Source organism: Bacillus sp. AMCV2, assembly GCF_056033925.1.
In genome coordinates, this window is record NZ_JBVYIB010000002.1 from 3,182,867 (window position 1) to 3,206,336 (window position 23,470).

The following is a 23,470-nucleotide window of genomic DNA, read 5'->3' on the forward strand; positions in this document are numbered from 1 at the left end:
TGCATACAAAAAGGACGCGACTGAATCGGTTACTTCTGTACAATTTGAATAAGGTTACCGCATGTATCGTCGAAGACAGCTATTGTGACTTCGCCCATTTTTGTCGGTTCCATCGTAAACGTCACGCCTTTTTCCTTTAATCGGTTGTACTCTTTTTGAATATCTGCAACGCCAAACATTGTGGCCGGGAGGCCTTCGGAGAATATCTTCTTTTGATACTCCTTGGCGGCAGGATGTTCATTCGGTTCGAGTAAAAGCTCGGTTCCGTCTTGATCATCTGGAGAAACAAGCGTTATCCACCTGAATTTCCCCATGGGAACATCCTCCTTTTTTACAAACCCCAGTTTTTCTGTATAGAACTTCAGTGCCTTGTCTTGATCTTGCACGAATATACTAGTCACAATGATTTTCATATTGTTGTTGCCTCCTTTGATATTTATGGTGCATGGTACTGTGCAAACAATCCGGCTTCAAGCAAAACAAACCAACATTTGTAAGAAACTCAGTACTGGTTTTATAAAATTACTCTATCCATCCTTTCAGCAAATTTTTAAGCGGTTCGTTGTTGAATATAAGTACTCGATATTTTCCCTTTCGTTTTGATGTTACGAGTCCTGCATCCTCCAGTACAGAAAGGTGTTTAGCTATCGCCTGTCGCGTAATAGAAAGGTCGTACTTTGTAATAAGACGTATCGTAAGTTCATACAACGTCAGCTCGTTGCGTTCAGATAATTCGTCTAATATAAGCCGCCGAGTCGAATCGCCGAGTGCTTTGAATATAGCGTCTTTGTTCCAATTCATATATTGAGTATAAGCAACTCATTGGTTGCATGTCAAGTATAAGCAACTGTATGATTGCGTGATATAGAAACTGAACCTATCCGGCGCAGGTCTGAAATATTCTAATCGATAAGGAATTAAAACCATTAAAATAACAGTGGATATGTCTCTGAAAAATAAAAGAAGACGAACTTCAAAAGTTCGTCTTCTACAATCAAATTCGGCACGCCGGCCATTTTAAAAACTATCTCTAAACCCCTTGATAAACAAAGGAGTTTTCATCATTAACCAATAGAACCTTCCATTTCGAACTTAATCAAACGGTTCATTTCAACTGCGTATTCCATTGGAAGCTCTTTTGTGAATGGCTCGATAAAGCCCATTACGATCATTTCAGTTGCTTCTTCTTCAGAAATACCGCGGCTCATCAAGTAGAAGAGCTGCTCTTCAGATACTTTAGACACTTTCGCTTCGTGCTCCAATGAAATGTTATCATTTAAGATTTCATTGTAAGGAATTGTGTCTGAAGTTGATTTGTTATCCATAATGAGCGTATCGCACTCGATGTTAGAGCGGGCGCCTTCCGCTTTGCGTCCGAAGTGGACGATTCCGCGGTACGTTACTTTTCCGCCCTGTTTTGAAATCGATTTTGATACGATTGTAGATGATGTGTTTGGTGCAAGGTGAATCATTTTCGCACCTGCATCCTGATGCTGGCCTTTACCCGCAAGAGCGATAGAAAGCGTCATACCGCGCGCGCCTTCGCCTTTTAGGATACAAGCCGGATATTTCATTGTCAGCTTAGAACCGATGTTGCCGTCGATCCATTCCATTGTTGCGTTTTCTTCACAGACTGTACGCTTTGTTACAAGGTTGTAAACGTTGTTCGCCCAGTTTTGGATCGTTGTATAACGGCAGTAGCCGCCTTTTTTCACGATGATCTCAACGACCGCACTGTGAAGTGAGTTTGTTGTGTAAACAGGCGCAGTACAGCCTTCAACATAATGAACGCTTGCTTCTTCGTCAACAATGATCAGTGTACGTTCGAACTGACCCATGTTCTCAGAGTTGATACGGAAGTAAGCTTGAAGCGGTGTTTCAACCTTCACGCCTTTAGGCACGTAGATGAAAGATCCGCCGGACCAAACAGCTGAGTTAAGCGCCGCAAACTTGTTATCAGTCGGCGGGATTACTTTTGCCCAGTGCTCACGGAAAATATCTTCATTCTCTTTCAGCGCGCTGTCAGTGTCTTTAAAGACGATGCCTTGCGCTTCAAGATCTTCTTTCATATTGTGGTATACAACCTCAGATTCGTACTGAGCAGAAACACCCGCAAGGTATTTTTGTTCAGCTTCAGGAATACCGAGCTTGTCGAATGTTTGCTTAATTTCTTCAGGAACTTCATCCCAAGAACGCTCTGAACGCTCAGACGGTTTTACGTAGTACGTAATTTCGTCAAAGTTCAGTGAGTTTAAATCTCCGCCCCATTGAGGCATCGGCATGTTGTAGAAATGCTCAAGTGATTTCAAGCGGAAGTCAAGCATCCATTGAGGCTCTTCTTTCATGCGAGAGATTTCTTCTACGATTTCTTTTGTCAATCCGCGCTCTGAACGGAAAATGGAAACGTCCTTGTCGTGAAAACCATACTTGTATTCACCAATATCAGGCATTTTTTTAGCCATCCATTTTCACTCCAATCCTTTTAATTGCCGCCTTCTTCTTTCGCGACTCCTTTTTCAAGTGCTTTCCATGACAGGGTTGCACATTTGATACGGGCCGGGAATTTTGAAACGCCTTGAAGGGCTTCAATATCCCCGAGATCTATAGAATCATCATACTCTTTCCCTTGCATCATATCCGAGAAAATCTTAGACATGGAAAGGGCAGTTTCAATATCTTTCCCTTTAATCGCCTGAGTCATCATCGAAGCGGATGCCATTGAAATGGAACAGCCTTCCCCTTCAAATTTCGCATCTTCCACGATGTCTCCGTCAAGCTTCATTGTCAGTCTGATGCGGTCGCCGCATGTCGGATTGTTCATATCCACGACAATGCTGTCATTCAAAACCCCTTTATTTCGCGGGTTTTTGTAATGATCCATAATCACCTGTCTGTACAATGTATCTAAGTTTGCATTAAAAGACATTTGTAAAATACTCCTTTGTCTTTTGAAGAGCTTCCACAAGCTTATCAATCTCTTCCTCTGTATTATACAGATAAAAGCTTGCTCTTGCAGTAGCAGTTACATCCAGCCATTTCATCAGCGGCTGCGCACAATGGTGGCCGGCTCTGACTGCGATTCCCTCCGCATCAAGCACAGTCGCCACATCGTGCGGATGAACATCATCAAGGTTAAATGTGACAAGCCCGGCACGCTCTTCCGGCCCGTAAACCGTTACGCCGTCAAGCTGGCGGAAGCGTTCAAGCGCATAAGCTGCAAGCTTGTGCTCATGGCGGGAAATCTCATCAAGGCCGATTTCTTCGAGAAAATCAATGGCGGCACCGAGGCCGATTGCTCCTGCAATAATCGGCGTACCCGCTTCGAATTTCCACGGAAGCTCTTTCCAAGTTGATTCATAAAGCCCGACAAAGTCGATCATTTCACCGCCGAATTCGGCAGGCTCCATGTTTTCCAGCAGGGCTTTCTTTCCGTACAGCACACCAACACCGGTAGGTCCGCACATTTTATGGGAAGAAAGCGCAAAGAAGTCGCAATCGAGATCCTGCACGTCAATTTTCATGTGAGGCGTGCTTTGTGCACCGTCCACCACAATGACAGCCCCATTGTCATGAGCGATTTTCGCCATTTCTTTAATCGGGTTGACCGTGCCGAGAACATTAGATACATGAGACACCGCAACAATTTTTGTGTTGCTTGTGACCGTTTCTCTGACGTCTTCTAAAGAAATCGTTCCGTCTTCCTGCAGCGGAATGTATTTTAATGTGGCGCCAGTTGCTTTTACAGCCTGCTGCCACGGAATGATATTCGCATGATGCTCCATGTAGGTGATGACCACTTCATCACCAGGTTTCAGGTTGGCGCGCGCATAGCTTAACGCCACCATATTCAGTGATGTGGTCGTGCCTTTTGTGAAAATAATCTCAGCCATTGACTTCGCGTTAATAAACTTGCGGACTTTTTCACGCGCTCCTTCATAACCATCTGTCGCTCTGGTTCCAAGTGTATGGACGCCCCGGTGAACATTGGAATTGTATTGGTTATAATACTTATCCAGTGTTTCAATGACAGCACGCGGCTTCTGGGAAGTCGCCGCGCTGTCGAGATAAACGAGATCATGTCCGTTCACTTGCTGATGAAGGATCGGGAACTGTTCACGAATATCTGTGATATTCATTACTTCACTTTCCTTTCGATAACAGAAACTAATTGTTTCTTAACGCCTTCAATCGGAAGTTCATTTACTACCGGTGCAAGGAATCCGTAAATGACTAAGCGTTCTGCTTCTTCTTTCGGAATTCCGCGGCTCATCAGGTAGTAAAGCTGAATAGGGTCCACACGGCCGACAGATGCCGCATGTCCTGCAGTTACATCGTCTTCGTCAATTAAAAGAATAGGGTTTGCGTCTCCGCGTGCTTTTTCGCTGAGCATCAGCACGCGTGATTCTTGCTCCGCATTCGCTTTAGAAGCGCCATGTTCGATTTTGCCGATTCCGTTAAAGATAGAAGAAGCGGAATCCTTCATCACACCGTGCTTCAAGATATAGCCTTCAGAAGCTTTACCGAAATGGATGATTTGTGTTGTGAAGTTTTCTGTTTGCTCTCCTCTTCCGACAACAACCGTTTTCGTATCGCCGTATGTGCCGTCACCGTAAAGATTTGTTGTGTTTTCGGAAATCGTGTCGCCGTCGTTCATCAGGCCAAGAGCCCACTCGATTTTGCTGTCGCGTCCGCGCGCAGCACCGCGGCGGTTCACATAAGTTGTCACACCGCTTGACAGATTATCCACCGCACCGTATGTCACGCTGGCATTATCACCTGTGATGACCTCACTGATAATATTGAAGACAGCGTCTTTCGGGTTTACAGTGCTGATGTAGTTTTCTACATATGTTACAGAGCTGTGGTCTTCAGCCACAATCAGCACGTGGTTGAATAGAGCTGTATCATTGCTTTCGTGAACATAAACAGCCTGAACCGGCGTCTCCACCTGAACATTTTTCGGAACATAAAGGAATGCTCCTCCGTTAACAAGAGCCGCGTGAAGTGCAGTTAACTTATGTTCGTCAACCTTCACGCCATCCTTCATAAAGTATTTCTCCACCAAGTCGCTGTGCTCACGTGCAGCAGTCAGAATATCAGTGAAGATGACGCCTTTGTCTTTCAATTCTTGAGAAAGAGAAAGATGTGCCGGCGTCTGGTCACGCTGTACGTATAATGTTTTATCTTCGTTTTCAACGTCGATCAGCGCTTTCACTTCATCAGTCAAATCTTCTAATGAAGAAAGCGGTTCGTTATCAACTGTATGCTTCGCGAAATTCGTGAAGTTCCAGTTTGTGATTTTTGTTTTGTCAGGTTTCGGCATCGGCAGATCCTCAGCTTGTTCAAGAGCCTGTAAGCGCAGGTTCTTCAGCCAGGCAGGTTCTTGGTGCTTTTCGGAAAAGCTTTTGAGATACTCCTGATCTACGGATAGTTTTGTACCTAGTGTCATATTAATCCCCCTAACGCTTACGCTTCTTGGCCAACAGTTTCGTCTTCAATGCCAAGTTCTTGTTTGATCCAGTCATAACCTTCTGCTTCAAGACGCTGTGCAAGCTCTGCACCGCCGGATTTTACAACGCGGCCTTGCATCATAACGTGAACAACATCCGGAGTGATGTAGTTTAACAGGCGCTGATAGTGAGTGATCATCAGGCAGCCGAAGTTTTCGCTGCGCATTTTGTTGATTCCTTTAGATACAACTTTCAAAGCGTCAATATCAAGACCTGAGTCGATTTCATCAAGGATGGCGATTTTCGGTTCAATCATCATTAATTGAAGGATTTCGTTGCGTTTTTTCTCCCCGCCTGAGAAACCTTCGTTAAGATAGCGCTGAGCCATTTCAGGGTCCATTTCAAGGAACTCCATGTTTTCGTCCATTTTGCGGATGAATTTCATAAGAGAAATTTCATCGCCTTCTTCTCTGCGCGCGTTGATTGCTGAGCGAAGGAAGTCGGCATTTGTCACACCGCTGATTTCACTTGGGTACTGCATCGCAAGGAATAAGCCTGCCTGCGCACGCTCGTCCACTTCCATCTCCAGTACATCTTTGCCGTCAAGCGTGATGCTGCCTTTTGTTACTTCATATTTAGGATGCCCCATAATAGCAGCTGATAAAGTGGATTTACCAGTTCCGTTCGGGCCCATTACTGCGTGGAATTCTCCACCTTTTATTTCAAGGTTTACACCCTTTAAGATCTCTTTTCCTTCGATTTCAACGTGAAGATCTTTGATCGTTAATGTTGAAGCAGCCATATCTATACCTCCAAAAATATATAATCATTATTCTCATTTTATTCTCATTCTAATTTTATAACAAATGAAAAGTAAATACAACTTTTTATCGTGCCTCGCACATTCCTCAAGTTTAACAAAGATCGGCACTTTATTAAAGCGATTGAAAAAGAAAAAGAGTGGATTCCCACCCTTTTTTAAAAGATTGATTTTCTCAATAAGCGCCCGCAGAAATCCGCTTGCTTTTTTGATAATCAAGCTCTCTCTGCCGCTCTACTTTCATTCTTGTTTCCAGCCGGCGTCCGTATTCCTCGTATCCAATTCCATGTGACAGCTGCATCGCTTTTTCCATTTCTGACGTATAATCGAGGTTCAGTCTGTCCTGGCTGCTGCAAATAATGAATCAATCCCTTCATATATTTGCTTTTTATTGTACCAGTGCTGCGTTGGATGCCGCAAAAACGATATGGCGTGAAATAGCGGCAGATGAGACGAAAGCATCCTTTCAGATCAAATGAGAATGGTTTTTCGGAATATTCCTTCTCTTAATGCGTGGTGTTTCCGAATTCCTCAATGCACTGTTGAACGACTGTCACGCCTTGGCTGAAAGCCGCGCCGCCTCCAAATGCCGCTGCCACACTGACAGCTTCGAGAATGTTTTCTTCTGTCGCTCCCTGATCAAGACAGCCTTTTGTATGATAGATCATGCAATATTCGTCCTGAGCATTGATGGCAATTCCGAGGGCGATCAGCTGTTTTTCTCTTTCAGTCAGAGAATTCCCGGCAAAGCACTGTTCAGTAAATTCGTTAAATTTTCTTCCCATCAGGGGCATCTTTTGTTCAAATGTGCCTAAACCATGTTTATATTGTTTTAGCGCGTCCTGCATGCTTCCTCTGTCTTGATTCAAAGAAAATCCCTCCATCTGTTTAACATTCCTTTTTATTATGAACAGCTTTTAGGAAAATACGCGAAAAAAACCCCGGAATTCTCATCCGGGATTTCACCGTGTCAGCAAACCCTCGCATTCGTTGTCAGACCTGCGCGTTGGTGCTCACGAATTACAACATTCGCTCCGCTCCAATGCTCGGCCTTCCTAGACTTCAAGGGTTTTCAATCACGCTGAAAAGATGACAAAGCCCTAAAACGAATATCGTTTTAGGGCTTTGTCAATAATTGAACCCCGGATTTCTCATCCGGGGTTTCAGTGTTATTCAGATACAGGAAGCACAGCTCCGTCGTATTTTTTCTCGATGAAGTCTTTGATCTTTTTAGAGTGAAGAACTTCCATCAGCGCTTTGATTTTTGCAGAATCTTCTTCGCCTTTTCTTACTGCGATGATGTTAGCGTATGGGTTGTTTTTCGTTGATTCTACTTCAATTGCATCTTTTTTAGGATTTAATTTATTTTGGATCGCATAGTTTACATTGATGAAGGCCGCGTCTCCTTCTTTGTTTTCATATGCTTTTGCCGTTAATTCAGGCGCTACTTTTTTGAATTCAAGGTTTTTCGGGTTTTTCTTAATGTCTTTCAATGTTGCGTCAACTGTTTCCACCTTAGAATCAAGAGTGATTAATCCAGCGTTTTCAAGCATTGCAAGCATACGGCCTTGTTCAGCAACGTTGTTTGTCAGAATGATTGTCGCACCGTCTGGAAGGTCTTTCAGCGATTTGTATGTTTTAGAGTAAATACCGAATGGCTCTAAGTGAACAGCACCGGCATTCACAAGTTTGTAATCTGTGTTTTCTTTCATTTCTTGCTCAAGGTAAGGAATGTGCTGGAAGTAGTTCGCGTCCACTTCTTTATCAGCTAAAGCTTTATTGTACATTTTGTAATCACTAAGCACTTTCACTTTCAGCGTATAGCCTTTTTCTTTCAGCAATGGTTCAGCTTCTTTTAAAATTTCCGCATGCGGTGTTTTCGTTGCCGCAACGACAATTTCTTTCTTGCCGGATTCAGCGCCGTTATTCGAACCGCAGGCAGCCATAACTCCTGCAAATACAAGCAGTAATGCACCCAAAAATAGCTTTTTCAATGTAAATCCTCCCTTATCGTTTGTCTATAATATTTGTTATTAGATCACCGATGATTTGAATAATAAACACGATGATTAAAATAAACACAGTAGCAACGAAGGTAACATCAGCGTTATTAGACTGATATCCTTCTACGTACGCAAGGTTTCCAAGGCCTCCTGAACCAATGGCTCCGGCAATTGCCGTTGAGCCGATCAAAGCGATGGCAGTAACCGTAATGCCAGAAATAAGAGCAGGCATTGATTCCGGAATCAGCACTTTGAAAATAATCGTAGACGTTTTCGCGCCCATTGATTTAGCGGCTTCAATCACACCTTTATCCACCTCACGCAGCGCGATTTCAACAAGGCGCGCGTAAAATGGTGCCGAGCCGATTACCAGCGCCGGCAATGCGGCGTTTGGCCCTAAGATCGTGCCGACTAAAAATTTCGTAAAACCTAATAGTAAAATAATTAAAATAAGGAACGGAATCGATCTGAATATGTTAACAACGGCCGAAATCACAGAGTTGACCGCTTTATTCTGCCAGAGGCTTCCTTTGCTCGTCAGAAAGAGCAGCAAGCCGAGGATGACCCCGATGACAAAAGCAAACAGTAAAGAAATCAGCGTCATATAAAGTGTTTCATATGTCGCGTTCCATAATTCAGTTAAATCAACGTTCGGGAAGTATTTTTCAAACATTCGTGATCACCTCTGCTTTCACCTGTTTGTCATTAATGAATCGGATCACGTTTTGCACTTCTTCCTCGTCTCCGTCAATGTGGATGAACAGTGAACCGTAAGCCCCATCCTTCGTCTGCGAAATTTTCCCTTGCAGAATATTGACGCTGACATTGAAGTTTCTGATCATCTCTGTAATCAGAGGCTGTTCAGCTGACTCACCGACAAATGTGAGCTGAACCATTTTTCCTGATGCTGTATCATCAAGAAGATGCTGAAGCGTCTCTTTCGTTTCTTCCGGCTCTGTCACCTGTTGAACAAATCGTTTTGTCATTTGTTCCTTTGGATTTTTAAAGACATCGAGAACCTCGCCTTCTTCGACCACCTTGCCGTTTTCCATGACGGCGACTCTGTTGCAGATTTTGCGGATGACATGCATTTCGTGCGTAATCAGCACAATCGTCAAACCGAGTCTTTCATTAATATCGGACAATAGATCCAGAATTGAATCTGTCGTTTGCGGATCTAATGCTGATGTCGCTTCGTCACAAAGGAGAACCTTCGGATTGTTTGCAAGCGCTCTGGCAATTCCGACACGCTGCTTCTGCCCGCCGCTCAGCTGAGACGGATAAGATTTTTCTTTTCCTTCTAAACCTACCAGTTTAATTAGTTCATTGGCGCGCTTGATCCGCTCGCTCTTTTTCACCCCGGCAATTTCCAAAGGAAACATGATATTATCTCTGACAGTCCGCGACCAAAGCAAATTGAAATGCTGGAAAATCATACTGATCTCATGGCGTGCTTTTCTTAAACCGCGTCCATTTACTTCATTAATCTTGGTTCCCGCCACTTCCACGGTTCCTGAGGTTGGTTTCTCAAGGCCGTTCAGCAGACGGATTAAGGAACTTTTACCAGCTCCGCTATATCCTATAATTCCAAAAATCTCACCTTTTTTAATGGAAAGCGAGACATTTTGGACAGCATTGACATCTCCATGTTTCGACTTGTAAACTTTTGAAACATCCTGAAGATTGATCAAAGCAATCACCTGCCTTAACACTATTCTAAGAAATCTTCCGGTTTTTTTCTGCAAAAGAAAAGCCTTTCTGCACACTTGAGCAGAAAGGCTTATATAAAATGCCTTTCTCTCATCTTTCAAAGCGCTGAACGCTTCGTGTGAATTGGCACCATTTCAACAGCGTTGATGGTTGCCGGGCTTCATAGGGCACTTCCCTCCACCTCTCTTGATAAGAGAAATATATAGTCTTTTTCGTCCGGAAATTCTTAATGTAGAATAGCACGGCGAATGATTAAATGTCAATAAAATAAATGATGTCAACTTTTACTATTATAATAATTTATTATTTTTTAATTTTTTAAAATCCTCTGAAAAAATCCATTTGTCAGCCAGAGAATGGCTTCCAGTTTTAACAGGGCCCTGAATGATCCCTTTACTTTGAGGCTTCCGCTCTGAATCAGGTGCTGAAGGGAAATGTCTCCGTGCAATAAATCAATAATTTCTGTTTGGTTTCCGTAAAAGGTCAGGTTGGACGTTTGGGGCGGGGAAACTTTTTTCATTTCTCCCTGTTCGTTTATTGAGACGGTTAAGGCTTCTGCTTCTCCTTGGAAGGTAATGAGCAATGTTGAGGCATTCAAAAGGGGTTTTAAAAACAGATGCTGATACTCATCTTCTAAAACTTCCGCTTTCTCCATATGTACAACCTCCTATTTGTTGGTCATACATACACATTTCTCTCTTTGTCGCAAGAACCCCTTTATAAAACGAACGACAATTTCATTGGATATGCTGAGAAATATGTCATAAATGGGATGCGGAAGATGATTTTTGTTTGATCAGCTCATATAAATAAGAAACGGAATAAAATGCATATCCTCTTTCGACCATCTTTCCGCCTTTAAACAGCAGAAAACAAGGGACGCTTTCAATTTGATACGCTTTTGCGAATGTCGGAGAGTAATTGACATTGTTTTGATAGAAGGCGACATCAGGCAGCATTTCTTTCACCACTGTCAGCATTTTGCTTGCAAGCTGGCAGGTGCCGCAAAACGGAGTATATAAATATAGAAGGTACACATCATCTTCAATGTGGTCAAGTTCGTGTTCTTGGAGTTCTTTCATGCTATACACCTCGGGACTTTCTTTCAAGAAAAATAGTATGGACATTCAGATTCGCACGCAGCAATACAGAGGCGACATGGTGCCTGGGCGCAGCCGCTACTTCCTTATAGGCTCTGTCGATATGGAGATGGCAGGCTTCATTAAATTCACGCTTCAGCTGTTTTCTCAATTTCTCACCTGATTCATCAGCATCAACTAATATATAGACGTCTTTATCATAAAGCTCGTCAGCCAATTCCTCAAGCCTCAGCTGGCTGATTGTTCCGTTTGTGCAGATAATGCGCACCGGCTCATTCAGGACGCTTTCGATTTTCTCTTTATCTGATTTCCCCTCGACAATCATAACCTTTTCCAGCTCATCCATCTTCATCTTGTTCACCTGCCGCGTCAAATTTGAAACGTTCAGATTGTAAAAGAAGGCAGTGAAATTCACCGCCAACATTAACACCAGCCGTTTTCGTAGTCACAATCTACATATTTTGCGTCGTCTCCAGAGACCACATCGGCTGTCTTATAAAATTTCTCATTTTCAAAGGAATAACCGGACTTAAGCTCATATTCATTCATGCTTGTCATTTGGCCGATCATCTCATTATCATGATATAACGAGAGCCGGCCATTTTGAAAGCGGCCTGTCACGTCATTGGTGACATCGAGCTTTTGTTTGTCGAAAGCCATATTGGACACCTCCCATAACGTTAGCGTGTCCAATTGCTTTTACGGCTATCCTGTTTTAGTCTTCTTGTGTCATCTCTTCGTATTGCTCTGCTGTCATCAGTTTTTCAATTTCAGAAGCGTCAGATGGCTCAACGACGATCATCCATGCTTTTTCGTACGGAGATTCGTTGACGAATTCCGGACTGTCATCAAGATCTTCGTTTACTTCCACAACTGTTCCGTTAATCGGTGCATAAAGCTCAGATACCGTTTTAACGGATTCAACACTGCCGAATGGCTCGTCCGCTTTGATTTCAGCGCCCACTTCAGGAAGTTCGACAAACACGATGTCGCCTAGTTCGGACTGGGCAAAATGCGTAATTCCGATTCTGGCTTTTTCTCCTTCAACTTTTACCCACTCGTGTTCTCCTGAGTAACGCAAATCTTTTGGTATGCTCAATTGAATCCCTCCATTTTTTACAGCACTATAATTAGAAGATACCACACTTTTCAAAAAAAATTTACATTAAGCCCAGTTTTCTTCAAATTGGTCTTCTTTAAATCCGACAGTCACTTTTTCGCCGTCTGTTGTAAGCGGGCGTTTAATCAGCATACCATCTGAAGCCAGCAGCTCGAGCTGTTCGTCCTCTGACATGTGATACAGCTTTTCCTTGAGATTGAGCTCGCGGTATTTCATGCCGCTCGTGTTGAAAAATTTCTTGAGATCCAGCCCGCTTTTTTCATAAAGCGCTTTTAATTCTTCTTTGCTTGGCGGCTGCTCAGCAATATGTATTTCGTTTATTTCTTTCCCATGCTCTTCAAGCCACTTCTTTGCTTTGCGGCACGTTCCGCATTTAGGGTACCAGTAAAAAGTTAACGACATCTTCTTCCCCCTCAATAAAATAATCGAGGTTATTTTAACACAGTTTGTTTTAAAAACCTAAAACAGTGCTTCTTAAAAAAGAGCTCCGCGCATGCGGAGCTCATGGCCAATCAGACAATATATTTCTCAGCCTCAAAAATGCCTGCCGCCGCCTCGCGTTTTTTCTGAATCACGTTTTTAGGCGTTACGCGTGTCAGCTTGCGCAGAGCGGAAAGCATCATGCGGAGTGAATCTCCTTCTTCCATTGCGATAAGGGATTCCTTCGCATGCGCTTCAATTTCGTTAAAGGCCTCTTGAACGAAAATTTCTGTGTACAGCACCTTTTGCGCTGCTTTTTCAGCGCCTTGTGCGGCAATGGCCTTTTCCGTTCTGAGCACGGCTGATTCCATTGCGTATACATTGCTGACGATATCCGCTACGTTCACGAGAATTTCTTGCTCACGATCGATCGCTTTTCCGTATTTTTGCGCGGCTAGGCCGGCAGCAAACAACGCAATTTTTTTGGCTTGCTTGACGATATATTTCTCCTGCTCTAAGACGCCGCTTCCAGGCTCTTCAGGCATAAGCATCATGAGTTCTTCCTGCAGCGACTGCGCTTTTTCGAATAAAGGTAGCTCGCCTTTAAACGATTTTTTCAGGAAGGTGCTTGGCACGATTAACCGGTTGATTTCGTTTGTGCCTTCAAAAATCCGATTGATCCTTGAATCCCTATAGGCCCTTTCTACTTCGTATTCCTGCATAAAGCCGTAGCCTCCATGAATCTGCACGCCTTCATCAACGATATAATCAAGCGTTTCAGAGCCGAATACCTTATTCAGAGAGCATTCGATGGCGTATTCCGCAATTGATTTGGCAATTTGCCGGCCGTCCTTGAGATCTTCGGCCGTGAACTGGCTCATATTGTCTTCAAACAGCCCGACGGTTCTGTATACAGAGCTTTCCATCGCATACAGCCTTGAGGCCATTGTCCCGATTTTTTCCTGTGTCAATGAAAAACCAGCAATCGGCGTTTTAAATTGGCGGCGCTGATTTGCGTATGCCGCAGACAGCTCGATGACGCGTTTAGATGCGCCGATTGTGCCAACCGCCAGTTTGTAACGGCCGATGTTTAAAATATTAAAGGCGATGACATGCCCTTTGCCGATTTCTCCAAGCAGGTTTTCCTTTGGCACTTCAGCTTGATCCAGAATGAGGGTTCTTGTCGATGATCCCTTAATTCCCATTTTCTTCTCTTCCGGCCCCGTCGAGACACCCGGGAACTCTTTTTCTACAATAAAGGCTGAAAACTTGTCGCCGTCTACCTTGGCGTAAACCACAAATACATCGGCAAAAGCAGAGTTGGTAATCCACTGTTTTTCCCCTGTTAATACATAATGGGTTCCTGCTTCATTCAGCACAGCTGTTGTTTTTGCTCCAAGTGCATCAGACCCAGAGCCAGGCTCAGTCAGAGCATAAGCGGCGATCTTTTCGCCTGAAGCGAGTCCAGGCAAATATTTTTTCTTTTGTTCTTCTGACCCGAAAAAGACGATCGGCAAGGAACCGATACCGACATGCGCGCCATAAGAAAGAGAAAAGCTTCCCGCACGCGAAAATTTCTCAGTGATGAGTGCCGAGCTGATTTTATCTAGGCCGAGTCCTCCGTATTCTTCCGGCACATCGGCGCCAAGCAGCCCTAGTTCGCCCGCTTTCTTCAACAGTCTGACAGAATGCTCGAATTGATGGTTTTCGATATCATCTATATGAGGAAGAACATCTTGCTCGATGTAATCCTCTGTTGTTTTCGCAATCATTTTATGCTCGTCAGTGAAATCCTCCGGTGTATACATTTGATCGTATGTGACATCCTCGATTAAAAATCCGCCGCCTTTTTGTACTTCAGCCGCTTTTTTTGCCATTTGTTTTTCCCCCTTTAGCATAATTCAAATACACCGGCCGCTCCCATCCCGCCGCCGATACACATGGTCACGACTCCAAATTGCTCGTTTCTCCGTTTCATTTCATGGATGAGTGAGAGTGTAAGCTTTGTGCCTGTACAGCCAAGCGGGTGTCCAAGCGCGATTGCGCCCCCGTTGACATTCACTTTTTCTTCATCAATTCCCAATTCCCTGATTACTTGAATGGCCTGTGAGGCAAAAGCTTCATTCAGTTCAAACAAGCCGATGTCCTGCAGCTGAAGTCCGGCAAGCTTCAAAGCGCGCGGAATCGCTTCCACCGGTCCGATTCCCATCACTTCCGGCGGCACGCCGCCTACCGCAAAGGAGCGGAATTTCACAAGCGGCGCCAGGCCAAGAGCATCAGCTTTTTCCCGGTCCATCAGCATGACAGCCGCCGCTCCGTCACTCGTTTGCGAGGAATTGCCCGCAGTCACCGTCCCGTCAACGGAAAAGGCCGGGCGCAATGTCGATAAGATGTCTGCAGTCGTTTGCGGGCGAACACCTTCATCCTGAGAAAATACAAATTGTTTTTCCTGAGGCTTATGGTTTTCTCCAATTTCTGTCACCGTCACTTCTACGGGTACAATTTCATCTTTAAATTTTCCTTCTGCAAGGGCTTTAGCGGCGTTTTGGTGGCTGCGAACGGCAAACGCGTCTTGATCCTCACGGGAGACGCCGTATTTTTTCGCGACTTGCTCGGCTGTGTGGCCCATGCTCATATAATATTCCGGTGCCTTTTCTGCCAAAGCAAGGTTCGGACGGGTAACATGCCCCATCATCGGTACTTGCGACATGGATTCCGCTCCGCCGGCGATCGCTGTATCGTAGGCGCCGAGCATAATTTTTTCTGCTGCATATGCAATAGACTGAAGGCCTGAAGAGCAATAACGGTTAACTGTAATCGCCGGAACTGTGTACGGCAGGCCCGCGAGCGCACCGATATTTCTCGCCATATTAAGCCCCTGCTCCGCTTCAGGCGTTGCACAGCCAATAATCAAATCGTCAATATTGCCTTCGTAACCGCCTGCACGTTTCAGTGTCTCTTTTACACAAATCGCTCCCAAATCATCCGGGCGAACGGTGGCCAACGATCCTTTTTTTGCTTTTCCAACCGGTGTTCTTGCACCTGACACAATGACTGCCTCTTTCATAAGCTCCCTCCTAATTCCGTAAAGGTTTACCTTTCACAAGCATATGCTGCATTCTCGCTTGAGATTTTGCCTCTCCTGCCAAACTCAAAAACGCTTCTCTTTCGATCTCCAATAAATACTCTTCATCAACCTCTGTACCAAACGGCACTTTTCCGCCCGCAATGACATAAGCGAGTTTTTTCGCGATCTTGAAATCATGCTCAGATATATAGCCGGACAGCTTCATCTGCTCAGCGCCAAGCAATAGTGCCGCATAACCGGTTTCTCCCGGCACCTTGACCTTTTCTTTTACAGGCGGCCGCCAGCCGGTATCGTATAAAGATGCGGCCAGCTGCTTCGCATCGTATAACAGGTGGTCTTGATTCACGCTGATGTGATCCGTTTCTTTTAAGATGTTCATCTCACGAGCCTCTTGAGCGGAAGCGGACACTTTCGCCATCGCAATCGTTTCAAATGTTTTCATTGCCGCATTCATCGGATCAAGGCCACGGCGTAGATGATTGATGTACAGCTCTTTGTTTCCCCCTCCGCCAGGGATGAGGCCGACACCTGATTCAACAAGGCCCATATAGGCTTCGCTTGCCGCTTGAATGCGCGCCGCAGGCAGGCATACTTCCGTTCCTCCGCCGAGCGTCATGCCAAATGGCGCGGCGACGACCGGTTTCGCACTGTATTTGATCTTCATCATCGTCTCCTGAAAACGGCGGATCACAAAATCAACTTCCAAAAAGTTGTCATCTTGGACTTCCATTAAGATCATGGCGAGATTCGCGCCGACGCAGAAATTTTTCCCTTGATTGCCGATGACAAGGCCCTTGTAATTCCGCTCTGTTTCCTCTAATCCTTTGTTGATCATTTGAATGATATCGAGGCCGATCGCATTGCTTTTCGAATGAAATTCAAGAAGGGCGACATCATCTCCAAGGTCAATTAAGCTTGCTCCGCTGTTTTTCGCAATCACGCCTTTTGTTTCTTTAAGTGCTTGTAAATGAATTCGTTTTTTGTTTTCTTTCACGGCTCTGTATTCGCCGCGGTCATAATAAAATACCGTTCCGTTCTCTTTGATGTAGAAGGTTTCATTTCCTTTGTCCAGCATCTCTTTTATCCAGCCAGGCATATCTGCTCCAAGCTGCTCGAGCTTTTCCGCTGACTGCCTGAGGCCGATGGCGTCCCACATCTCAAAAGGTCCCAGTTCCCAGCCGAATCCCCACTTCATGGCTTGGTCAATCGCATGAATATCATCGGCAATCTCGCCAAGCAGCTCGGCTGAGTAAAGCAGGGTTTGAGAAGTGATATTCCACAGCAAACGGCCGGCCCTGTCATCCGAATAAATAAGCGCTTTCATTTTGACTTTTGTCCCTTTTGCCTGTTTTGCCGCTTCAAGTGCCGGTGATTTCATTTTTGTCCGCTCGCCGTAAGTAAGCGTCACTGGGTCAAGCTCATAAATCGTTTTTCCTTCTTTTTTATAAAAGCCTTGGCCGGCCTTGCTTCCGATCCACCCTTTTTCCAGCATATCGTTCATGAAGCTTGGAAGGCGAAACACTTCTTTTTCATCGCCATCAGCTTTGTCATACACATTTCGGGCAACGTGGGCGAATGTATCGAGGCCGACCACATCAAGCGTTCTAAAGGTGGCGCTTTTCGGCCTGCCGATCAGCGGTCCTGTGATCGAATCAACCTCCCCGACCTGATAACCGCCTTTCAGCATTTCTTGGACTGTCACGAGAAGCCCGTAAGTCCCGATTCGGTTTGCGATAAAGTTCGGTGTGTCCTTTGCTGTAACAACGCCTTTCCCGAGGACATTTTCTCCGAAAGCTGTCATAAACTTTAAAATATCAGGATCCGTTTCCTTAATCGGAATGATCTCCAGCAGCTTTAAATAGCGTGCGGGATTAAAAAAATGCGTTCCGAGAAAATGGGCTTTAAAATCATCCGACCGGCCTTCAGCCATTTCCTGCACTGATATGCCGGATGTGTTGCTTGAGACGATGCTTCCAGTCTTTCGATGTTCATCCACAAGAGCGAAAATTTTCTTTTTGACTTCAAGGTTTTCGACAACGACCTCAATAATCCAATCTGCTTCTTTCAGTTTTTCTGCATCATCCTCCAGATTGCCAGGTGTAATATAGGAGGTATTTTTCGCTGATGTGAGGGGAGCGGGCTTTTGTTTCAGCAGTTTTTTCATCGCCTGCCGGCTCAGCCTGCTGCGCACCTCCGGACTGTCCTTCGTCAGCCCCCTTTTTTCCTCTTCCTTTGTCAAATCGTTCGGCACAATATCTAGCAGCAGGACAGGAATTCCGATGTTAGCCAAATGCGCCGCAATCCCGGAACCCATTACCCCCGATCCTAAAACGGCTGCCTTCCGAATGTGTTTGTGCATGAGATATCCCCCTTGAACATTGAATGAATAATCATTCATTTTTTGACCAAAAAAAATGAAACCCGTTTCTTCTTTCATCTTAAAAGATTTCCGGTTCGACTTCAATAGCTAATTTGTTATTTTTTTGTATGAAGCCTATAAAAGTCGGGCAACTTAAGTCCGGAGGTGAAGGGAATGGTACGAGAGAAAAAAAATCCGTCTTCAGCGGCAGTCAGCGCGGCGAGCGTAAAAGGAGATGCCGGTCCGACTCAGCATTACGGCGGCGGAAAACGGACAAGTCAAAATCAGCAGTATAAAAAACATAACATGGAACAATCATAATGCAGCTGCTTCCCGCGGCTGCTTTCACTTTTTCAAAATTCCTTTTAACACAAACGCTGCATTGGCAGGCCGTTCGGCAATTCTTCTCATAAAGTAGCTGAACCAGTCCGTTCCATATGGGACATACACACGCATTCTGTAGCCTTCCTTGGCGAGTTCCTTTTGACGCTCCGGCCTGATGCCGTATAGCATTTGAAACTCAAATTGCGACGCGGGGATTTGATGTTCGGCGACGAGCTGTTTCGTAAATTCAATGATGTCATCGTCATGTGTGGCGACAGCCGTGTAGTTCCCGCTTAACAACTGCAGCTTTATTAAGCTCTGAAAATGAAGGTCCGTTCCTCTTTTGTCGGGAAACGCTACGGCCGCAGATTCTTTATAAGCGCCTTTTACAAGTCTGAGATTCGGCTTTAAGTCCCGCATCTTTCTGATATCTTCTGCCGCCCGGTACAGATACGCCTGAATGACCGTGCCGAGCTTCTCAAATTCCTGTTTGCATTGCCTGTAAATAGAAAGTGTCTGTTCATAATGGGAATAGTCTTCCATATCAATGGTAACAGCAACATCATATTGCTTCGCAACGGAAAGAATGGCGCGCAAATGAGTAAGAGCAAGTTCTTCTGAAAGATCGAGCCCGATTGAGGTCAGCTTAAGTGAAAGCTCTGAGTCCAATTGATGTTCGGCAATGGCTTGAATGGCTTTCTTGCATTCCTCTGCGACTTGGTTTGCTTCTTTTTCCGAAGCTGCATACTCGCCTAAATAATCAATTGTTGCACACAAACCGGATCTGTTTAGCCTTTTGACGGTCTTAACCGCCGATTCAATCGTATCCCCTGCGACAAACCTTCGTGCTCCAAGCCGCGTTCCGTATGCTTTTGCGAACTTGGTAAGTGTTTTATTTTGAGATAAGAATAAAAACACATGTCTCAACATCCGACTCCCTCCCGCCGTCATCTTCAAAACACCTGTATATAACTCCCAGTCTGAAGGAAACTATAAAATGAACAGAAACCAAAGGAGGATCACAATGGATAATCAGCAGCAATCTCAAATGCCGCCTTCCGTTATTTCGACAAAGGATCATTTGTATCTCAATGACATGCTGAACTGGAATTTGCTCGCGATGAAAAAAGCGCATTTCATGGCGCAGCAGTGCCAGGATCAAACGTTAAAGCAAGAACTCGACCGCGTCGGACACATGCATCATGATCACTATCAAAGAATATTAAAGCACCTGCAGCCAGGCCAGCAGCAGTCCGGCTACATCCAATAAGGAGGCGCCAGAATGAATCAGCAAAATCAAAAAATCAGCAACCCGCAGACACCTGTACCGACAACATCGGAAATGAATGACAGAGATTTCGTCAACGAACTGCTGACAACCGAAAAATACATGACAACAGCTTATTGCACTGCCTTGCACGAATTCAGCCACGAGTCTCTTTATCAGGATATTCAATCCATTTTTGATGAGTCACAAAAAGCGCAAAGAAAACTGTATGACCTCATGTTCCAATATGGATGGTATTCTGTTGAAGCGGAGGATGCACAAAAGCTGCAGCAGTCCTATCAAAAATTCCAGCAGACCATTCAGCAGCAGTCTCCTTATCAGCAATAACAATATCAGTAAAAGGATACGATGTTCTTTCGGGCATCTATCCTTTTTTTTTGTGTAAAACCAGTTGACTTTTCATTTACGCTTATTTATATTTAATAAGCATTAACTATTTTGTCATCAAAATATATATACAGTATATGTAACAGAGGGGAATTGAATATGAAGAGTGCGGATCAGTTAATGTCCGATATCCAATTATCGCTTCAGGCGCTCTTTCAAAAGATACAGCCTGAAATGCTGGAAAGCATGGAGAAACAAGGTGTCACCCCAGCGCAGCTGTTTGTGCTGGCCAGCCTAAAGAAACACGGCAGCCTCAAAATTTCTGAAATTGCCGAGCGTATGGAGGTGAAGCCAAGCGCGGTGACGCTGATGGCAGATCGCCTTGAACAAAAAAATCTTATCGCCAGAACACACAACACAAAAGACAGGCGAGTGATTGATCTCAGTCTTACTGACGAAGGAGACAGAAAGTTCGAGGAGATTTTGGCAGGCAGAAAGGCCATTATGGCGCGCTATCTTTCCTTTTTGACGGAGGAGGAGATGCTGCAGGCGGCGCATATTACAGCAAAGCTCGCACAAGCAGCAGAAACGGATGAAAAGCAAAACATGAAAAGAGGAAATGGATGAAAATGAGTAAAGAAGGCAAACAATCAAAACGAACGTTATTAATAACAGGCTTAATTATTGCCATGTTTTTTTCAGCCCTTGACGGTACCATTGTCGGAACGGCCATGCCGAAAATTGTCGGTGATCTGGGCGGTTTAAGCATGATGACCTGGCTGACAACTGCATATTTGTTAACATCAACAACCATTGTTCCAATTGCCGGTAAACTGGCTGATTTATTGGGACGCCGCATTGTCTATGTATCAGGTTTAATTATTTTCATGGCCGCTTCTGCTTTGTGCGGAATGGCCAACAACATGACAGAATTGATAATCTTCCGTGGACTGCAGGGAATCGGCGGGGGCATCATGATGCCGATGGCGATGATTGTCATCGGTGACTTGTTCACAGGAAAACAGCGTGCTAAATTCCAAGGTGTCTTTGGCGCAATTTACGGGCTGGCTTCAGTGATTGGGCCGCAAATCGGCGGCTGGATTGTAGACTCGTTAAACTGGAAATGGGTTTTCTATATTAACCTGCCAGTCGGAATTATTGCGGTTATTTTTATTGCCAGAGGATTACAGGGACGCCAGCAGACTGGTCCGATCAACTTCGACATCGCTGGTATTTTCACAATGATTGTCGGTGTGGTCAGCCTCCTGCTCGCCTTAAGCTTTGGCGGAAAAGATTATGCATGGGATTCATGGCAGATTCTTGGGTTGTTCGCTCTCGCACTGATCGGCATTGTCAGCTTTATCATCGTAGAATCAAAAGCAAAAGAGCCAATCCTGCCAATGTATTTATTTAAAAACAGAACATTTACATTTCTAAACTTGATCGGCTTCTTTATGAGTATCGGTATGTTTGGCGCCATTACGTTCGTTCCTTTCTTTATGCAGGGAATTGTCGGTGTAAGTGCGTCTGAATCGGGTACAATTATGACACCGATGATGATTTCTATGATTATCACAAGTATCATCGGCGGACAGCTTGTTTATAAAATTGGGATTAAACCGCAAATCATTACAGGCATGCTGGTTATGGCCGGCGGATTCCTGCTGTTAACGACATTGGATCTCGATACAAGCAAGCTTGTCGCTACATCTTTTATGGCGATTATTGGTCTGGGAATGGGTCTTGTTATGCCGATTCTGACATTGGCTTTACAGGAAAGCTTTTCGAAGGAGGAGCTTGGAGTTGTCACTTCATCCAGCCAATTCTTCCGTTCTATCGGCGGAACATTCGGCATTACCATGCTGGGAGCCGTAATGAATGCGAGATCAGGAAATCTATTAACAGATAAATTGGTGCCATATTTAGACTCTCTTCCGGCACAGGCAAGCTCGTTTGCCGCCCAGCTAAAGGGTATGATTGATACAAATCCGCAAGGACTGCTGCAATCACTGTTCAGTCCGGACGCAGTCAAACAAATCCCTGCGGCTTTCTCATCCCATATTGTGCCGATTTTAAAAACATCGTTGATGGATTCGCTCCACAGCGTGTTTTATACGGGCCTGATCTTTATCGCAGTCGGAGCCGTATTCACCTTGTTCTTAAAACCTATCAAGCTATCAAATAAGAAAACGGAAGACCAACAAGAAAAAGAGAAAGCGGCAAAAGCCGTTGAATCACCTTCCCATTAATAGAGCACCCCGCGGGTATCAATCCGCGGGGGTTTTTATTCAATCATCTGGGCTCTTCCATTTCCGAAAGACCAATCCTCAGCCTGATTTCCGGCCAGCATGATAAACACATCTTCTTTTCTGACACCAAGCTCGGAATGAATCCGGCTCGCGATTGAGCGGTAAAGTGCTTTTTTCTGTTCAGTTGTTCTTGACTGTTTCAGTGTAAAATGAATGTATATCAGTTCATCAGTACGCTCGACTTGGAGATAAAATGGATCATAAAAAAATTCGCTTTTTTCATATTGTTTGATGACTTGGAAATAGTCATCTTCCGGCACATTGATTTCTTCAATCATCGATTGGTGGATAGTCCTGCTCAGTTTTTGAAGCCACGCTTCGCTTCTTCCCGACCGTAAATGAATCTGTACAAATGGCATCTCCCTGCATCCCTTTCTTTACAGCGTCTGTCCGCTGTCAATTGTGATAATTTGGCCTGTGAGTGATTCCTGTTCAATTAGTGAACAAATCAATTTGGCAACATCATCTGGTTCAGCAATACACTGCAGCGGCAAAGAGCCGATCATGCTTTTCATTTTTTCTTCCCGGCCGGCCCACCATCTCGTTGCCACAGCTCCTGGTGCTACACCGCTCACTCTGATTTCAGGCGCTAAGGCGTGGGCCAATGATTTCGTTAAACCGTGCACCGCCGATTTTGATACTGCGTAAGGCATAGATGAGCCGGCACCAGTTACCCCTGCGATGCTGCCGACGTTTACGATCGCCCCGGCCTTGCTTTTCTTCATGAACGGAACCACTGCTCTCGCGCAGAAAAACATCCCTTTCACATTGACGGCATACAGCTCATCCCAGACGTCTTCTGTCGCAGCCTCAAGATTATCCATTGGAATATGCCGTGTAATGCTGGCATTGTTGACTAAAATATCAACCGTGCCGTGTGTGTTCACGATTGCTTGAATCATATCCTGCACGTCGCTGTTTTTGGATACATCTGCTTGGATGGCGAAGGCTTGCCCGCCAGCTTTTTGAATCATTTCCACTGTTTCCTCCGCTTCTGATTGTGAGCGTGAATAATTCACCGCCACAATCGCCCCGCGCTTTGCCAATTCCATACTGGCTGCTTTTCCGATTCCTGTGCCACCCCCCGTTACGAGAGCTATTTTGTTCAAGACATTCATTGCCGCCACTCCTTGCTGTTGACTAAAGTATATT

Annotated in this window: 29 protein-coding genes and 1 riboswitch; of the genes, 5 read left to right on the forward strand and 24 right to left on the reverse strand. The window is 44.8% G+C overall.

All coding sequences use genetic code 11. From position 1 onward, the window contains the following. Positions 1-29: 29 nt before the first annotated feature. From glxB to AC0OMA_RS16640, 21 genes are all read right to left on the reverse strand, one after another. Positions 30-413 carry a methylglyoxalase gene (gene glxB / locus AC0OMA_RS16540; protein ID WP_063334628.1) on the reverse strand — a complete coding sequence of 128 codons (384 nt, stop codon included), beginning with the start codon at positions 411-413 and terminating at the stop codon, positions 30-32. Positions 414-522: 109 nt separating this feature from the next. After that, positions 523-801 carry an ArsR/SmtB family transcription factor gene (locus tag AC0OMA_RS16545; protein ID WP_015251274.1) on the reverse strand — a complete coding sequence of 93 codons (279 nt, stop codon included), beginning with the start codon at positions 799-801 and terminating at the stop codon, positions 523-525. Between the two features lie 263 nt (positions 802-1,064). Then, positions 1,065-2,462: a Fe-S cluster assembly protein SufB gene (sufB, locus tag AC0OMA_RS16550; RefSeq protein WP_003228608.1), complete on the reverse strand. Its 1,398-nt coding sequence runs from the start codon at positions 2,460-2,462 to the stop codon at positions 1,065-1,067. 20 nt (positions 2,463-2,482) lie between these two features. Next, positions 2,483-2,926 carry a Fe-S cluster assembly sulfur transfer protein SufU gene (gene sufU / locus AC0OMA_RS16555; protein WP_003222809.1) on the reverse strand — a complete coding sequence of 148 codons (444 nt, stop codon included), beginning with the start codon at positions 2,924-2,926 and terminating at the stop codon, positions 2,483-2,485. Beyond that, on the reverse strand, positions 2,916-4,136 hold the full coding sequence (sufS, locus tag AC0OMA_RS16560) for a cysteine desulfurase SufS (RefSeq protein ID WP_003228604.1): 1,221 nt from the start codon (positions 4,134-4,136) through the stop codon (positions 2,916-2,918). Before sufS ends, sufU begins: the two co-directional genes overlap by 11 nt. Then, positions 4,136-5,449 carry a Fe-S cluster assembly protein SufD gene (gene sufD / locus AC0OMA_RS16565; protein ID WP_014477917.1) on the reverse strand — a complete coding sequence of 438 codons (1,314 nt, stop codon included), beginning with the start codon at positions 5,447-5,449 and terminating at the stop codon, positions 4,136-4,138. Before sufD ends, sufS begins: the two co-directional genes overlap by 1 nt. Before the next feature lie 17 nt (positions 5,450-5,466). Next, positions 5,467-6,252 carry a Fe-S cluster assembly ATPase SufC gene (gene sufC / locus AC0OMA_RS16570; protein WP_003151872.1) on the reverse strand — a complete coding sequence of 262 codons (786 nt, stop codon included), beginning with the start codon at positions 6,250-6,252 and terminating at the stop codon, positions 5,467-5,469. Positions 6,253-6,445: 193 nt separating this feature from the next. After that, positions 6,446-6,583, reverse strand: coding sequence for a YuzK family famiily protein (locus tag AC0OMA_RS16575; RefSeq protein WP_014665305.1), 138 nt, complete (start codon positions 6,581-6,583; stop codon positions 6,446-6,448). A 193-nt stretch (positions 6,584-6,776) separates the two neighbouring features. After that, on the reverse strand, positions 6,777-7,154 hold the full coding sequence (locus AC0OMA_RS16580; RefSeq protein ID WP_014477920.1) for a carboxymuconolactone decarboxylase family protein: 378 nt from the start codon (positions 7,152-7,154) through the stop codon (positions 6,777-6,779). A gap of 285 nt (positions 7,155-7,439) precedes the next feature. Next, a complete protein-coding gene (gene metQ, locus AC0OMA_RS16585; protein ID WP_032722486.1) occupies positions 7,440-8,264 on the reverse strand; it encodes a methionine ABC transporter substrate-binding lipoprotein MetQ in 825 nt (274 codons plus the stop codon). Positions 8,265-8,277: 13 nt separating this feature from the next. Then, positions 8,278-8,946, reverse strand: a complete 669-nt coding sequence (metP, locus tag AC0OMA_RS16590) for a methionine ABC transporter permease MetP (protein WP_047183148.1) — start codon at positions 8,944-8,946, stop codon at positions 8,278-8,280. Then, positions 8,939-9,964 carry a methionine ABC transporter ATP-binding protein MetN gene (gene metN / locus AC0OMA_RS16595; RefSeq protein ID WP_003242531.1) on the reverse strand — a complete coding sequence of 342 codons (1,026 nt, stop codon included), beginning with the start codon at positions 9,962-9,964 and terminating at the stop codon, positions 8,939-8,941. The genes metP and metN overlap by 8 nt, the downstream gene beginning before the upstream one ends. A gap of 106 nt (positions 9,965-10,070) precedes the next feature. Continuing rightward, positions 10,071-10,179: riboswitch (SAM riboswitch) on the reverse strand. A 114-nt stretch (positions 10,180-10,293) separates the two neighbouring features. Continuing rightward, a complete protein-coding gene (locus tag AC0OMA_RS16600) occupies positions 10,294-10,638 on the reverse strand; it encodes an SCP2 sterol-binding domain-containing protein (RefSeq protein WP_003228587.1) in 345 nt (114 codons plus the stop codon). Positions 10,639-10,744: 106 nt separating this feature from the next. Further along, positions 10,745-11,065: a thioredoxin family protein gene (locus AC0OMA_RS16605; RefSeq protein ID WP_181220113.1), complete on the reverse strand. Its 321-nt coding sequence runs from the start codon at positions 11,063-11,065 to the stop codon at positions 10,745-10,747. Between the two features lies 1 nt (position 11,066). Next, entirely contained in the window at positions 11,067-11,429 is a 363-nt protein-coding gene (locus AC0OMA_RS16610; protein ID WP_015483668.1) for a toprim domain-containing protein, read from the reverse strand. 77 nt (positions 11,430-11,506) lie between these two features. Then, positions 11,507-11,743 (reverse strand): YusG family protein, encoded by a 237-nt coding sequence (locus AC0OMA_RS16615; RefSeq protein ID WP_003228581.1) that lies wholly within the window; start codon positions 11,741-11,743, stop codon positions 11,507-11,509. Between the two features lie 55 nt (positions 11,744-11,798). Beyond that, positions 11,799-12,182 (reverse strand): glycine cleavage system protein GcvH, encoded by a 384-nt coding sequence (gcvH, locus tag AC0OMA_RS16620; protein ID WP_003222781.1) that lies wholly within the window; start codon positions 12,180-12,182, stop codon positions 11,799-11,801. A 66-nt stretch (positions 12,183-12,248) separates the two neighbouring features. After that, positions 12,249-12,605, reverse strand: coding sequence for an arsenate reductase family protein (locus AC0OMA_RS16625; protein WP_003222779.1), 357 nt, complete (start codon positions 12,603-12,605; stop codon positions 12,249-12,251). 110 nt (positions 12,606-12,715) lie between these two features. Beyond that, the gene (gene fadE / locus AC0OMA_RS16630; RefSeq protein WP_181220114.1) at positions 12,716-14,500 is read right to left on the reverse strand and encodes an acyl-CoA dehydrogenase FadE; all 1,785 of its coding nucleotides are present in this window, start codon (positions 14,498-14,500) and stop codon (positions 12,716-12,718) included. Positions 14,501-14,514: 14 nt separating this feature from the next. Continuing rightward, the gene (locus AC0OMA_RS16635) at positions 14,515-15,690 is read right to left on the reverse strand and encodes an acetyl-CoA C-acetyltransferase (RefSeq protein WP_029318441.1); all 1,176 of its coding nucleotides are present in this window, start codon (positions 15,688-15,690) and stop codon (positions 14,515-14,517) included. 10 nt (positions 15,691-15,700) lie between these two features. Further along, positions 15,701-18,070 (reverse strand): 3-hydroxyacyl-CoA dehydrogenase/enoyl-CoA hydratase family protein, encoded by a 2,370-nt coding sequence (locus AC0OMA_RS16640; RefSeq protein ID WP_253137163.1) that lies wholly within the window; start codon positions 18,068-18,070, stop codon positions 15,701-15,703. A gap of 174 nt (positions 18,071-18,244) precedes the next feature. On the opposite strand from AC0OMA_RS16640, the gene AC0OMA_RS16645 reads away from it, so the two are divergent. Next, complete coding sequence (locus AC0OMA_RS16645; RefSeq protein WP_003240817.1) at positions 18,245-18,391, forward strand: YuzL family protein; 147 nt, start codon at positions 18,245-18,247, stop codon at positions 18,389-18,391. A gap of 24 nt (positions 18,392-18,415) precedes the next feature. On the opposite strand, the gene AC0OMA_RS16650 is transcribed toward AC0OMA_RS16645, so the two are convergent. Continuing rightward, positions 18,416-19,324 carry a proline dehydrogenase family protein gene (locus tag AC0OMA_RS16650; protein ID WP_038827828.1) on the reverse strand — a complete coding sequence of 303 codons (909 nt, stop codon included), beginning with the start codon at positions 19,322-19,324 and terminating at the stop codon, positions 18,416-18,418. 94 nt (positions 19,325-19,418) lie between these two features. On the opposite strand from AC0OMA_RS16650, the gene AC0OMA_RS16655 reads away from it, so the two are divergent. The 4 genes from AC0OMA_RS16655 (at position 19,419) to mdtP (ending at position 22,258) form a co-directional block, all read left to right on the forward strand. Beyond that, positions 19,419-19,664: a hypothetical protein gene (locus tag AC0OMA_RS16655; protein WP_003228567.1), complete on the forward strand. Its 246-nt coding sequence runs from the start codon at positions 19,419-19,421 to the stop codon at positions 19,662-19,664. 12 nt (positions 19,665-19,676) lie between these two features. Then, positions 19,677-20,009, forward strand: a complete 333-nt coding sequence (locus tag AC0OMA_RS16660) for a spore coat protein (RefSeq protein WP_003222766.1) — start codon at positions 19,677-19,679, stop codon at positions 20,007-20,009. A 159-nt stretch (positions 20,010-20,168) separates the two neighbouring features. Beyond that, entirely contained in the window at positions 20,169-20,636 is a 468-nt protein-coding gene (gene mdtR / locus AC0OMA_RS16665) for a MarR family transcriptional regulator MdtR (protein WP_042974696.1), read from the forward strand. Further along, on the forward strand, positions 20,633-22,258 hold the full coding sequence (gene mdtP / locus AC0OMA_RS16670; protein WP_015384597.1) for a multidrug efflux MFS transporter MdtP: 1,626 nt from the start codon (positions 20,633-20,635) through the stop codon (positions 22,256-22,258). The genes mdtR and mdtP overlap by 4 nt, the downstream gene beginning before the upstream one ends. Positions 22,259-22,293: 35 nt before the next feature. Here the strand turns inward: mdtP and AC0OMA_RS16675 are convergent, their stop codons facing one another. Together AC0OMA_RS16675 and AC0OMA_RS16680 are read right to left on the reverse strand one after the other, a co-directional pair. Further along, complete coding sequence (locus AC0OMA_RS16675) at positions 22,294-22,677, reverse strand: tautomerase family protein (RefSeq protein WP_181220117.1); 384 nt, start codon at positions 22,675-22,677, stop codon at positions 22,294-22,296. 18 nt (positions 22,678-22,695) lie between these two features. Continuing rightward, the gene (locus AC0OMA_RS16680; RefSeq protein WP_063334636.1) at positions 22,696-23,436 is read right to left on the reverse strand and encodes an SDR family NAD(P)-dependent oxidoreductase; all 741 of its coding nucleotides are present in this window, start codon (positions 23,434-23,436) and stop codon (positions 22,696-22,698) included. Between the last annotated feature and the right edge of the window lie 34 nt (positions 23,437-23,470).